Source organism: Micromonospora sp. NPDC093244, assembly GCF_040683695.1.
Lineage (GTDB): Bacteria > Actinomycetota > Actinomycetes > Mycobacteriales > Micromonosporaceae > Micromonospora.
The window spans coordinates 823,015-837,211 of sequence record NZ_JBFBEO010000001.1; the positions used below are offsets into that span (position 1 = coordinate 823,015).

General features: G+C 67.4%; 9 protein-coding genes. 6 read left to right on the forward strand and 3 right to left on the reverse strand.

Features of this window, described 5'->3' with window-relative positions; genetic code table 11:
* Positions 1-120 precede the first annotated feature (120 nt).
* From AB0N27_RS03780 to AB0N27_RS03805, 6 genes are all read left to right on the forward strand, one after another.
* On the forward strand, positions 121-8,724 hold the full coding sequence (locus AB0N27_RS03780; RefSeq protein ID WP_364362835.1) for a DNRLRE domain-containing protein: 8,604 nt from the start codon (positions 121-123) through the stop codon (positions 8,722-8,724).
* A gap of 1 nt (position 8,725) precedes the next feature.
* Positions 8,726-9,130 (forward strand): hypothetical protein, encoded by a 405-nt coding sequence (locus AB0N27_RS03785; RefSeq protein ID WP_364362836.1) that lies wholly within the window; start codon positions 8,726-8,728, stop codon positions 9,128-9,130.
* Between the two features lie 427 nt (positions 9,131-9,557).
* The gene (locus tag AB0N27_RS03790) at positions 9,558-9,776 is read left to right on the forward strand and encodes a hypothetical protein (protein ID WP_364362837.1); all 219 of its coding nucleotides are present in this window, start codon (positions 9,558-9,560) and stop codon (positions 9,774-9,776) included.
* Between the two features lie 83 nt (positions 9,777-9,859).
* Positions 9,860-10,483, forward strand: coding sequence for a TetR/AcrR family transcriptional regulator (locus tag AB0N27_RS03795; RefSeq protein ID WP_364362838.1), 624 nt, complete (start codon positions 9,860-9,862; stop codon positions 10,481-10,483).
* 46 nt (positions 10,484-10,529) lie between these two features.
* The gene (locus tag AB0N27_RS03800) at positions 10,530-11,234 is read left to right on the forward strand and encodes an HAD family hydrolase (RefSeq protein ID WP_364366030.1); all 705 of its coding nucleotides are present in this window, start codon (positions 10,530-10,532) and stop codon (positions 11,232-11,234) included.
* A gap of 396 nt (positions 11,235-11,630) precedes the next feature.
* Entirely contained in the window at positions 11,631-12,407 is a 777-nt protein-coding gene (locus AB0N27_RS03805) for a L,D-transpeptidase family protein (protein ID WP_364362839.1), read from the forward strand.
* Between the two features lie 16 nt (positions 12,408-12,423).
* On the opposite strand, the gene AB0N27_RS03810 is transcribed toward AB0N27_RS03805, so the two are convergent.
* The 3 genes from AB0N27_RS03810 to AB0N27_RS03820 all read right to left on the reverse strand — a co-directional run bounded on the left by AB0N27_RS03810 (position 12,424) and on the right by AB0N27_RS03820 (position 14,066).
* Positions 12,424-12,699 carry a hypothetical protein gene (locus AB0N27_RS03810; protein WP_139585144.1) on the reverse strand — a complete coding sequence of 92 codons (276 nt, stop codon included), beginning with the start codon at positions 12,697-12,699 and terminating at the stop codon, positions 12,424-12,426.
* Between the two features lie 47 nt (positions 12,700-12,746).
* Positions 12,747-13,178 (reverse strand): hypothetical protein, encoded by a 432-nt coding sequence (locus AB0N27_RS03815; protein ID WP_278122004.1) that lies wholly within the window; start codon positions 13,176-13,178, stop codon positions 12,747-12,749.
* A gap of 186 nt (positions 13,179-13,364) precedes the next feature.
* The gene (locus AB0N27_RS03820; RefSeq protein WP_364362840.1) at positions 13,365-14,066 is read right to left on the reverse strand and encodes a VOC family protein; all 702 of its coding nucleotides are present in this window, start codon (positions 14,064-14,066) and stop codon (positions 13,365-13,367) included.
* Positions 14,067-14,197 lie beyond the last annotated feature (131 nt).

Sequence of the window (14,197 nt, forward strand, 5' to 3'; positions counted from 1 at the left end):
CTCGTTTCTAGCCTTCACCCGTTGTGCACACGAACGGGCGGAGGGTTACGGGTGAAACGACGATCACGAGGTCCCCTGATCGGGGGACTGGCGCTGGTCATGGTGGCCACGCTGGGCGGGATGGAGGTCCTACCGGACCGCACTCCCGAGCGCGCCCCTCAGGCGGCCGACGCGAAGGACGACGAGGGTCTGCTGTCCCGGCTGGGCGGGGCGGCCCGGCAGATGGTGAACGGCGGTCCCCGTGACGCGGAGCCGGAGGTGGTCAGCGCCGGGCTGTCCGTGAACGAGCAGCCCCCGGCGGCGAAGAAGCTGCCGGCGCCGAAGCGGGTGCGGGAGGTCCCGAACCGGCGGACCGCCAACGGGCGGGTCTTCCAGCTCTCCGACGGACGGCTCCAGGCCGAACTCTCGGCGCTGCCGGTGAACTACCGGGACGCCAAGGGTCAGTGGCAGCCGATCGACACGAAGGTCAGGCCCGTCAACGCGGGTGGCTTCGTCGCGGCCAACACCACAAACAGCTTCACCAGCCAGTTCGGCGCCAAGAGCGACAACCTGGTGCGCTTCGAGCGGGACGGCCGCGCGATCGAGCTCGGTCTGGCCGGTGGCGCCAAGGCCGCCGCGCCGACTGTCGACGGCTCGACGGTCACCTACCCCGGCCTGGCCGGTGGGGCGGACCTCGTCTACGACGTCACCGCCGGCGCGCTGAAGGAGGAGATCGTCCTGCGCCAGGCCCCGAACGGCCCGGTGTCGTACACCTTCACGCTCGACACCAAGGGTTTGGTGGCGCAGCAGCGGGCGGACGGCTCCATCGCGTTCGTCAGACCCGACGGCGGTGATCCGGAACTGGTCATGCCGCCGCCCTACATGTACGACAGCGCCAAGACCCCGGTCCACAGCACCGCGGTCAGCCAACGGGTCCAGCAGGCGTACGGCCAGACCACTGTGACCGTCTCGGCGGACGCCTCGTGGCTGCGCGACAAGGCCCGGACGTACCCGGTGGTGATCGACCCGACCATCAAGATCCAGCCGGTGCCGATCGACGGCCAGGACGTGCAGATTTCTTCGGGCGCGCCTGACACGAACTTCGCCACTGAGTACCAGCTCAAGGTGGGAACCGGCAACGATGCGACCTGGCGTTCGCTGCTGAAGTTCGACGTGAGCCAGATCCCGGCGAACACGACGATCGACGACGCCGAGGTGATGGTCTACTACGACCAGAGCCTGGACGGCATCTACGCCAACGACGTGCCGATGGAGGTCCAGCGGGTCAAGTCGAGCTGGACCGAGGGCTCGGCGACCTGGAACCTGATGAAGACGGCCGGTGACACCGCGCTGCCCGGCACCATCGTCACCGTGGACGACGGCGACACCAACGCCACGGCCAAGGGCACCTGGACCGCCTCCACCAGCAACCTCACCGCGTACGCGGTGGGCAAGGACTACCGGACCAACGGCGACGCGACCACCGGGGACACGTACACGTACACGCCGACGATCACCGAGGCGGGCGAGTACAAGGTCGAGGCGCACTATGTGGGTGCCTCCGACCGGGCGGATGCGGCACCGTACACCGTGTACCACAAGGGCGGCAGCAAGACGGTTCCGGTCGACCAGCGGACGCCGACCGGTACGGGCGGATGGACCACCCTGGGCTTCTACCAGTTCGACGCCGGCACCACCGGCAAGGTCGTGCTCGGTGACCAGGCCAACAAGGCAGTCATCGCCGACGCCGTGCGGTTCAGCAAGAACGGCGCGCTCAAGGAGGCGTCGCACTCCAGCACCTGGCTGTCGTTCCCGGTGCGCGGCCTCGTGCAGCAGTGGGCGAGCGGCACCCAGCCCAATTACGGCGTGATGCTGAAGGCCAAGAACGAGTCGCTGGCGAAGCAGGGCGGCGCGATCTTCGAGGCCTCCGAGTACAACTACATGAACGACAGGCGGGACTACAACCTGCCGAAGCTCGTCGTCACGTACGGCCGACCCGGCGTGGCGGTGAACCCGCCGACCACGATCACGTCGACCGGCGCGGTACTGGACTGGCCGAAGTACAAGGACCCGGACGGGCAGACCGGCACCGCCGACGACGTCGTCGAGTACCAGGTGCACCGCAGTCCGAACCAGACCTACACCCCGAGCGCGGCGACGCTGATCGCCCCGGTCTCGACAAGCACGTTGTCCTTCCAGGACACCACCGCCACGCCGACGCCGGCGGACAAGACCAACCCGATGGACCGGCAGTTCTACTACTACATGGTGGTGGCCAAGACGGCAGACGGGCAGCTCGTCGCGGGACCGACGGTCCCCGCCATGCTGCCCAAGGCCGGTCAGATCACCAAGGTGTTCCGGACCGGGGTCACCGACACCACCCTGTCGAAGACGTTGGACACCAAGAACGTCAACGTCTACGACGGAGACCCGTACGTCGGGGTGGGCAACAACTCGCCGACCTACGGCGTCACCCGTGGCGTGGTGAAGTGGTCCAGCTTGGCCGGGGCTATCCCGACCACCGCCCAGGTCACCGGGGCGCAGCTGCGGATGTGGAACATCTCCCTTCAACCGGGCACCGACAAGAGCCAGTACGTCGACGTCTACAAGCTCAACCGGAGCTTCGTCGAAAGTTCCGCCACCTGGAAGACGTACGACGGCACGAACGCGTGGACCGAGGGCGGTGATTACGACACGTCGTGGAAGGCCGGCTTCAACGGCTTCACCAACGACCCCGAGTGGGAGACCTGGGACGTCACGAGCCCGGTCAAGGGCTGGGTCGCCTTGCCCAACACCAACAACGGCCTGCTGCTGCGGATGCGCGACGAAACCAACCAGAACGCGCGGATGATGATGCTCGCCTCCGAGGCCGAGGACTCGATGTTCGAGCCGACGTTGGAGGTCACCTACCTGGAGCAGACTCCCGAGTCGACCTACTACGCCGCCAGGACGCCGACGAACCTGGCCCCGGCGTCGACCTACACCGCCCCGGTGTCGGTGTCCAACCCGACCCAGGCGACCTGGAAGACCAGCGACTGGGAGCTGGCGTACCAGTGGACCCGGGCCAACGGTGAGGCGGTGACCGACGCCAACGCGATGGTCGCCACCCCGCTGCCGGCGGACATCCCGGCCGGCGGCACCGTGGACCTGACCGCGCAGGTGAAGACCCCTGCCAGCACCGCCGAGGGCAACAGGCGCACCGACTACGTGCTGAACTGGCAGTTGCGCAACAAGCTGACCCAGCAGTGGCTCTCACAGGTCGCGCCGATCGCGGCCCTGGCGCAGAACGTGGCGGTGGTGGAGCCGACCTCCGATCAGCTCGGTCTGGAGAAGTTCTACTCGTACGTGGGGAAGAACACAGGTGCCGGCGGCACCCTGATGAACAACCTGTTCTCCGGCAACACGGTGTGGTCGTACGACGCGTTAAGCAACCCGTCGCGGGGCCTGTCGACGTTCGTCCGGATGTCCTACAACTCGTTGGACACCTCCGACACCGTCGCCGGGTACGGCTGGTCGTTGCAGGCCTCGTCGCTGATGCGCCTCGGCAGCCCGCTGGACTTCCACCCCAACCCGAACCCCACCAAGATCACCATGACCGATGGTGACGGCACCAGCCACTGGTTCACCTGGGACTCGACGACCTCCACGTGGAAGAGCCCGAAGGGCGTGCACCTCTACCTGGAGAAGATCACCACCTCGGACTGCAAGCCGAACACCCAGCAGCCGAAGGCCTGGCGGCTGACCAAGCCCGACCGCACACAGTTCTGGTACGACTGCGAGGGCTTCCTCACCAGCACGGTGGACAAGAACGGCAACACGATGACGTTCACCTACGAGGAGCGGAAGTCGAACAACAAGCCGACCAAGTTCCTCCGGTACATCACCGACGCGGCCGGCCGGAAGACCCTGACGATTGACTATTACGCCAAGGGTCAGACCTTCGACTACATCAACGACACCACCTGGGCCCGGGTGTCCGGGGCGACAAACCTGACCAACCAGAAGATCATCGACCACATCTCGCAGATCACCGACATCTCCGGTCGGAAGATGACCTTCACCTACACGGACAAGGGTCTGCTCGGCGAGATGGTCGACGGGTACGGCTCGAGCGGCACCATGGGCGCGCCGAAGACGTTCAAGTTCGCCTACGACATGACCCAGGGCAACAAGAACGTCAAGCTCGTCAAGGTCACCGACCCGCGCGGCAACGCCACCGAGTTGCAGTACTTCTCGCCGTCCGCCGGCGACGACCCGACGTGGCACTGGCGGACGAAGAACTACACCGACCGGATCGACAAGACCAACCTGACCCAGTTCGCCTACGTCGACCCGGATGCCACAAGCAACATCCGCACGACGGTCACCGACGCGGAGAACCACTCCACCGTCTACCTCCAGGACGGCTACGGCCGGCCGATCGAGACCACAAACGCGAAGAACCAGACCACCAAGCTCGAGTGGGACGGCGACCACAACGTCACCAAGCTCACCGAGGACAACCAGGCCGTGTCGACCTGGGCGTACGACGCCAAGACCGGTTACCCGACGGAGATCAGGGACGCCGAGGCGGTCAAGAACGGCACGGCGGGCACGGTGCTGACCTACCAACGTCAGCTCAACGGCTACGTCGCCGACCTCACCGAGAAGACCAGCCCGGAAGGCCGGAAGTGGATCTTCGCCTACGAGCCCGACGGTGACCTGGCGAGCGTCACCGACCCGGCGGGCAGCACCACCACCAACACCTACGACGCCTGGGGACAGCTCGACGTCGCCAAGGACGCCAACGAACACAGCACCAAGTACAGCCGGTACGACGCCAACGGCTACCCGCAGACGATCACGGACGCCCTGACCAGGGCGACCACCTTCGTCTACGACGTCCGCGGCCAGGTCACCAAGGTCACCGACGCGCGGGGCAAGGACATCACCCAGACGTACGACACCTTCGGCCGTCCATTGGTCAGCAAGACGCCGAAGGACCAGGCCGGCGGGCTGTTCATCACCACTCCGGCGCCGACGTACGACGCGAACGACAACGTCACCCAGTCGATTGCGCCGAACGGGGCCGTCTCCACGGCCTCCTACGACGCCGCCGACCAACTCACCTGGACCAAGGCGCCGATCGACGTGGCCGGCGACCCGGAGCGCATGACGTCGTTCACGTACGACAAGGTCGGCAACCTGCGCACCACCACCGAGCCGAAGGGCAATCTCCCCGGGGCGAACCCGGCCGACTACCGGACGACGAACGCGTACGACGAGATTTACCAGCTGGTTTCGGTTACGAACGCCAAGGGCGACAAGATCACCTACCAGTACGACAACGTCGGCAACGTGCAGAAGGTGGTGGACCCGCGTAAGAACGCGACGACCGACACCCTCGACTACACGTCGACGATGGCGTACGACCTCGCGCACCGGGTCACGAAGACCACGGACGCGCTGGGCAAGTTCACCAGCAGCACCTACGACAAGGACGGCCTGGTCACCGGCAGCACCGACCAGCTCGGCAACACCACGCTGGTGTCCCTCGACCGGCGGGGCAAGCCGACCGAGGTCAAGGTGCCGTACAAGAACGTCTCCGGCACCATCTCGTACCGGATCACGAAGTACGAGTACGACAAGGTCGGCAACACGACAAAGGTCATCAGCCCGCGGGGCGTGGCGACCAGCGACGACCCGGACGACTTCGCCCAGGTCGCGGTCTACGACGAGCTGAACCGGGTCAAGGAGACCCACTCGGCGTACGACAAGGACGACGCCCGCTACACCACTGCCGACAAGACCACCTACACGTACGACGAGGTGGGCCGGTTGGCGACGTTGTCCGCGCCGCCGTCGGCGGGGCAGTCGGTGCGCAACGACACCACCTACAGCTACTACGACAACGGGTGGACGAAGTCCTCCTCGGACCCGTGGGACATCGTCACCTCGTACGACTACGACGCGCTGGGCGCGCAGACGGCCCGGACTCTCACGTCCGCCGGCGGCTCCTCGAACCGGACCATGGGCTGGTCGTACTTCCCGGACGGAAAGCTGAAGTCCCGCTCGGACGACGGTGTGCCGGTGGGCAAGCACGTGGTCCTGGTCGACAACTCCGAGTTCAACAACACGAGCGCGACGGGCACCTGGCCGACGGCCAACACGGCCACCAACAGGTACGGCATTGACTACGCCACCCACGCGGCCGGCACGGGCACCAACGTGTTCACCTGGCAGTTGAACGTGCCCCAGGCGGGCAGCTATGAGGTGTACGCCCGCTTCCCGACGGTGTCCGGGGCGGCGACCGACGCGAAGTACACGGTCACCTCCAGCGCCGGCCCGACGGTGAAGACGGTCAACCAGACCGCCAGCGCCGGCACGTGGGTGAGCCTGGGCTCCTACAGCTTCGCCGAGGGCAACGCCCAGAAGGTGACGCTGTCGGACCAGGCCACCGGCACTGTCGTCGCGGACGCGGTGAAGCTGGTCCGGGACAACTCCACCGACGTCGACAACGAGAAGCACGACTACAGCTACCGGTACGACGCCAACAGCAACCTGACCACGATCACGGACGCCTCCCCGGGTGCCCGGGTCAACAGCTACGCGGTGACGTACACGAAGCTGAACCAGGTTGAGAAGGTCACCGAGTCGAAGTCGGGCGCGGTGGTGAACTCGACGTCGTTCAGCTACAACGAGAACAGCGCGCCGCTGACCACGACCCACGACAAGCAGTACGCGTCCTACGCGTACGACGAGCGTGACCTGGTGTCGAAGGTGACCAACGGCAAGTCGGCCGCCGACACGTCGGCGAAGGTGACGACGTACACCTACACCGACCGGGCCGAGAAGCTCAAGGAGGTCAAGGCCAACGGCAACACCGTCGACTACACGTACTTCCTCGACGGGCGGTTGAAGTCCCAGACGGAGAAGAAGGCCAACGGGACGACAGTGGTCTCCGAGTCGACCCTCGACTACGACCTCAACGGCAACCGCTCACACGACGTCACGAAGAAGATGAACGCCGACAACCACGGCGCCTATCTGACCACCACCAGCGACTTCACCTACGACCCCCGAGACCGGTTGGCCTCGCTGACGAAGACCGGTGACGGCGCCGGCACGGAAACCTACGTGCACGACGCGAACAACAACGTCACCAGTCAGACGGTGAAGGGCACGCCGACCACGTTCAACTATGAGCGCAACCGGCTGCTGACCGCGGTGACCGGGGGTGCGAAGGCGTCGTACAACTACGACCCCTTCGGCCGCCTGGACACCATCACCGCCGCCGGGACGGTGATCGAGCGGAACGTGTACGACGGGTTCGACCACATCGTCGAGAACCGTAAGAACAACGGCACCAGCACCTCGACGACGAAGTACACCTTCGACCCGATGGACCGCACGACGACCAAGACCACGGACGCCGGCGGTGCCAAGGCCAAGACCACCACGTTCAACTATCTCGGCCTGTCGGGCGAGGTCCTGGACGAGGAGGTCGCCGGGAAGCTGACCAAGTCGTACCAGTACTCGCCGTGGGGTCAGCGCCTGTCGCAGATCACTCACAACGCCGACGGCACAACCGAGGACGGCTACTACGGCTACAACCCGCACACCGACGTAGAGACAGTCACCGACAAGGCCGGGGACACCAAGGCGACCTACGGCTACACGGCCTACGGCAAGAACGACGACGCCCAGTTCACGGGCATCGACAAGCCGGACACGGCGGACCCGACGAAGGAGCCGTACAACGCGTACCGGTACAACGCCAAGCGGTGGGACCAGGCATCCGGCAACTACGACATGGGCTTCCGCGACTACAGCCCAGGTCTGAACAGGTTCCTGTCCCGGGACAGCTACAACGGCGCCCTCGCGGACATGAGACTGGGAACCAGCCCGTTCACCGGCAACCGGTACGCCTTCGGCGGCGGTAACCCCATCAGCGCTATCGAGATCGACGGTCACTCGTGGCTCAGCGATTTCGGCAAGAACCTCGTGGACTTCGGCAGTGGGTTCGGCGGAGGGGCCAAGGACACGGCCAGCGGCCTGGGTCAACTCGGCTACGACGTGTTCATCGGCAGCAGCCCCTTCGTGTCCGAGGAGACCCGCAACGAGACGAAGGCACGGGCGGAGGCACGCGGCGACGCGGTCAAGAACCCCAGCCAACTATGGAACGCGGTGAAGCAGCCCTACGAGGAGGACATCAAGAACGGCAACGATGCTCATGCGGCAGGCCGCGCTGTCTTTGACCTGACTACGCTGTTCCTCGGCGGCGGAGCGTCCAAGGGTGGTGCTGCAAGTAAAGCTGGAGTTGCCGGACGCGGTTCTCGCGTCCCGGCAATGGGTGCAGAGGCGGCTGCCCCGTTCGAGAACGGTCTGCCAGCTACTTACGGCAAGACCTATACCGCGATTGGCAGTGACAAGGCGACCACCGCGAATGCTCGCGGGCTGGTCAACGAGGGTGAACACGATGTGATCCACCATGGTGCCACGGACGGCCGGGCGATCATCGGCAACAGCCCTGTAGAGGCAGGCCAGATCGCGGACTTGGTTCGGTCGAACCCGTCCTTCACCGGACAGACGTGCAGGCTTCTGGTGTGTCACGCGGGAAGTTCAGGCTTCGCCCAGGAGATGGCGAACCTGCTGGGCGTTCCGACCCGTGGCGCGACGGACCGCGTACGCGGTGTTCCTGGAGGTGGAACCGTAGTCGACAATGGCGGTTACTGGCGCATGTTCCTGCCCATCGTCGGAGGTTGAGGTGCTGAAGAAGGTCGGATTTTTTCCGGAGCTGGACCCGAAGCGAGCTGGGGAGACGGGCGAGCCCAGCATCCACGCATCGGTGCGCGCCGTCGGGGAGGCAGACGAAGAGAGGATTCTGCAGTACCTGGATTCTGGCCACATGATCATTCCGGTCATGGAGGGTGGGCCAGACGTCATCACTGGAGAGTACGGTTACGAGGAGGCTTCAGGGTGTTCCTCGTGGATCAGCGACGGGGCTTGGGTGTGGCGCTATGACCTTGCGCATTACCTGAGAAGACATCACGTTGAACTATCAGCGGATTTCCTCTCGCACGTCAGGTCCAGTGGTTACATCGTTCCCCCGCTCAGTGACGAGGAAATGCTGGAGCTTGCAGACCAACTGGCCGCTGATTGGAAGCGCTGATTAAGTAACCACTGCGAGGCGCAACTCCGCTGTTCTCGCTTATCACAAGTAAATAATCCCGAACGCTGTGGCCCGCCGACTGCCGGCGGGCCACAGCGAGCTTCCGAGCCGAAGAAAGCACGGCGATCCTGCGGGGAGCGGAGGAGCGCGATCGAAATCGAGGTTGACTGAAATCGGTGACTGCCGCTCAACCCCGAATGTCCGAGTTGAGCGGCAGGACTTTCCGTCGGTTCGACGCCCGTAATGCTGAAGACGTCGGCCGGAGGTCGACCATCAGTGCGCCTCGTCAACGGCGCCCGGATCGGACAATCCCGTCCAGGGTCTGCTCGACATCCTGGCACCGGATGTCGTTCTGCTCGGCGACGGCGGTGGCGTCAAGCAGGCGGTGCTGCGGCCCATCGTCGGGGCGGACAAGGTGGCCCGTCTGATGGCGTCCCGCAGGGTCGAGGTCGCCGCCCTGTCGCTGCATCCGGCTCAGGTCAACGGCTGCCCGGCGCTGATCGTCCGGATCGACGGCGAACTCGACACCGTCCTGACACTGCGCATCGACGACGGCCTGGTCAGCGGGCTCTACGCCGTCCGCAACCCCGAGAAGCTGTCGCACATGCGGCACGCGACGGCGTTACGTCGCTGGGCGCGCCCCTGACCGGACGGCAAAATCCAGACGCGTACAGTCACCAATCCGTCACCCAACGACTGCGTGCGGTGTTCGCCCTTACGCTCGTGAGCGTGTCCGGACCTGCCGAGAAGGCCACCGAACAGGACCGGCGCGACCTCATCGTCAGGGTCGCGCGAGAGTTGGCCGAGACGGAGGGCTGGGCGGGGTTGAGCACCCGCCGGCTGTCCGAGCGGGCCGAGATCGACATCGGGGACATCTACCGGCACTTCGCCGATCTGGAGGCGCTGCTCGCCGCCGTCGCGGTGTGCGCCTTCGCCGACCTGGCGGCCGATCTCGCGGAGGCGCACGCCGAGGCCGCCGACGAACCCGAGGGCCCCTGGGCGGCGGTCGCGGGCGCGTACCTCGATTTCGCGTACGCGCATCCGGAGGTCTACGACGCGATGCTCGCGCTGACCCCCGACCTGGCCCTCGGCGCGGACGGGGTGCCGGCCGCGCCGCGCGCGGTCTTCACGGAGCTGCGGGCGGCCCTGGCCCCGCTCGCCGAGGGGCGGGATCCGGACACCCTCGCCGAGGTGGGCTGGAGCCTTCTGCACGGGGTGGTGATGCTCACCCGGGGCGGCCGGCTGCGACCCGAGGGGCAGGAGGAGCGGGAGGCGATGATCGCCGAACGGTTGCTGCGGTGGCCCTGCCCGGCGGGCGGAAACTCACTGGGTCCGTCGGCCGACATGCCCTAGAGTTCCGGACCGCAGTGCGCATGATCGCGAGGGGGGCGGCATGACGGTGGACGGGACGGCCCGTCGAGGGGCGCAGGTGCTGATCTTCGACGCGGACGACACCCTGTGGGAGAACAACGTCGTCTTCGAGCGGGTGATCGACGACTTCCTGGACTGGCTCGACCATCCCACTCTGGACCGGGCGCAACTGCGGGCCGTCCTCGACGACATCGAGCGCGCGAACACAGTGGCGCACGGGTACGGCAGCAAGGTCTTCCTGCGCAGCCTCGCGGACTGCCTGGAGCGGCTGCGTGAGCGACCGGCCACCGACGCCGAGCGTCAGGACATCGACAGGCTGGCCCTGGCGCTCGTCGAGCACCGGGTGGAGCTGATGCCGGGGGTGGCCGACGCGCTCGACGAGCTGGCCGGCCGGCACGAGTTGCTGCTGCTGACCAAAGGGGACCGGTCGGAGCAGCAGCGCAAACTGGACGCCTGCGGCCTGCTGCACCACTTCTCCGCGGCGCACATCGTCGCGGAGAAGAACGCCGACACGTACCGGTGGCTGGCCCGGGAACACGGCTTCACACCCGACAGCGCCTGGATGATCGGCAACTCGCCGAGGTCGGACATCCTGCCGGCCCGGGCGGCCGGGTTGAACGCGGTGTTCATCCCGAACGAGAACACGTGGGTGCTGGAGGACGACGAACTCGACCCGACCGACGGTGGGGTGCTGCGGCTCGCCGCGTTCCGGGACCTGCTGCGGCACTTCTGACGGTCCCGCACCCGAACAGCGCCCTAGATCATTGTCGCGTTACGCCGACATGCCTGTTTTTCACCTTGAGATCAGTCACGCCGCCTGACGTCCGGCAAGCCTTGTCCGGCCCGCCGGAGCCCGCCTAACCTGGGCCGGCGCTCACGGTCCTTCGGGGTGTGCCGGGGGCGCGGCGGCGTTCGGCGGGGGCACCGTGGAGCTGAGTGCACGGCGGCCGGATCGCCGGTCACCCGCGTGTGGCGTCGTGCCACGCCCGCGCGGCAGGGTGCCGGAGCTGTCCGCTCCCAAGCCGGGCAGCCGAGGGTCAGGGCCGGGTAGTTGCGGACCCGGTCCTGATCCGGCCGCTGCCGGTCACGGGGCAGACCAACAGACCAGTCAGTTGTCAGGATGGGCGGCATGAAACGCAGAAATCTCCTGCTCGGTGCGGCGGGTCTGGCTCTGCCGGCGGCTGTCGCCCCGACGATCCCCGCGCTCGGCGCGGGCGGACCGTCGACGCCGGCCGTGGGGCTGGCCTCGCTGCCCACTTCGATCCCGCCGAACCACCGGCTGGCCGCCCGGCTGGCCATCCTGCCCGCCGACACCCGACAGGCGATCATCGTCAGCGCCACCAACTACACCACCACGTACGCCACCCTTGAGACGTACGTGCGGGTCAACCGCGGCTGGCAGCCAGCCGCCGCGCCGATGCCGGCCCGGATCGGCTCCCAGGGGTTCAGCGACAACCACGTGGAGGGAGTGCCCACCACCCCCACAGGTGTCTATTCGATCGGCCCCACCATGTACGGCATCGCCGCGAACCCCGGTGTGCGGTACCCGTATCACCGGCTGGTCAGCGGCGACTGGTGGAACGAGAACCCGTCGTCCCCGCTGTACAACACCTTCCAGCACAGCTCGACCAACCCCGGTGGGGCAAGCGAGGCGCTGTGGCAGGAGGTGCCCGCGTACACGCATTTCGCGGTGATCACCTACAACATGCCGCCGAACGTGCCGACGCCGATCCCGAACGCGGGCAGCGGCATCTTCCTGCACGAGTTCAGCACCAGCGGCGGTAACGCGACCGCCGGCTGCGTCGCCCTCGCACACGACCACCTCGTCAACGTGCTGGCCTGGCTGGACCCGGCGCTGTCACCGCGGATCATGCTCGGCCCGTACGGCCAGATCGGCAGGTACTGACCGCGGGGCCCCGCGCTCAGGAGCCGTCGCCGCGGACGATCGCCACCGCCACCCGGCAGAACTCGTCCATGTCCGGGTTGAACCCGGCCGCGATGTCGGGGTGCAGCCCGGACCGCGTCTCGTCCAGCAGCCGCTGGCAGACCTGCTCGACCGGCTCGCCGGCGTAGTCGCCGCGGACCCGGTCGATGGCAGCCTGGAGCGCCGAGGTCAGCTGATCCTCCAGCGGGCCGCGCAGCTTCTGCTGCACGGGGTCGAGCCCGCGCGGGTCGAGCGTGACATGTGGCTCCGACATCGGTGCTCCCTTCGTCGGCGTCCGCGATACCCCATCGCGGACGTCGGTCAAACCCCTGTCGGTACGGCGGCGACCCGCACCTGGTACGAGAAGTCCTCCGCCGGCTCCTCGTGGTACGACAACCTGCGGATCTGCCTGTCGTCGTCATAGAGGGCGACGTCCACCAGGACGCCGAGGTGGGCCAGGCCGATGCTCGACACGCGCTTCTTGTCCTGCAACACCGCACAGACGCCGCCGAGCAGTGTGCTGGCGTCGGACGTGCGGTGCCCGGGCGGGCAGCGCAGCACCAGATCGACCTCGACGGGCCCGGGCAACGGCGTCCAGCCGGTGCGCTGGGCCGCCGTCAGGGCGGCCTGGAGCAGGGTGCGGACCCTCGTCGCCTGCCGGTGCCCGGCGGCGAAGATGGACAACGCTTCGGTCTTGACCGGTGGCAGGCCGCTCACCTCGAACGTCAGGGCGAGAGCGCGGGTGTCCTGCACGACGGCACCTCCTCGTTGGGACGATCCTGCCGAACCGGGGGAGCGGCGGTGCGACGAACCCGCGATTACCAACCGATCGGGCAGGCTGGGGTCGGCCGGAGGCGTGTCGACGGCGGCGGCGAACGCGCCGGCTGCGGCGCTGGGGAAAACGCTAGCGGACGCCGCCCGCGCTGGGTAGTCGGTCGTTCACCCGGTGGGACGGGGTGCGAAGGCGCAGAACTCGTTGCCCTCCGGGTCGGCCAGCACCCACCAGTGGGCCTCGTCGATCGGTTCGCGTAGCAGCGTCGCGCCCGCGTCGAGCAGCGCGGTCGGCTCCTCGTCGACCATCTCGACGTCCCAGTGCATCCGGTTCTTGACCGTCTTGGGCTCGGAGACCGCGACGAACACCCAGTACTCCCACGGGAACCCGGCGGCGCCGAGCACCGACGAGGCGGTCGAGTCGTCCTCGACGGCGCCGCCTGTCACGCCGGCCCACCAGGTCGCCTGCGCGGTCGGGTCGGTCGAGTCGACGACCAGCTCGAACGGGCCCGGCCGGGCACCGTCGCGAGCCGGGAACGCGCAGAACTCGTTGCCCTCCGGGTCTTCCAGCACCCACCAGGTCGCCTCGCCGCCCGGCTCGCGGACCAGTCGGGCGCCGTCCGCGAGCAGCGCCGCCGGGCCCGCGTCGGCCAACCGCAGATCCAGGTGTACGCGGGTCTTGCCGACCCGAGGCTCGGGCACCCGGTTCACCCAGATCGACTCGGCGTCGGAGCGGGCGGAGCGGGGATCGACGCGGGTGTCGCCGTCGCCGGCGTCGGCCACGTCGCCGTTGAGCATCCGCGCCCAGAAGCCACCGAGGGCGAGCGGGTCGGCGGCGTCGAGGCAGAGGTCCTTGAAGCGTGCGATCACCGCCCCAGCATGCCTGGTCCGGACGGGGTACCCGTGGAACAAGCGCCGCGTGGCGGAGTCATTGCGGCTCGAGGCCGCGTCCGGACCCTGGCCGCGATCTTGCACTTACCGTCCCGACGTAGGGGGCATTC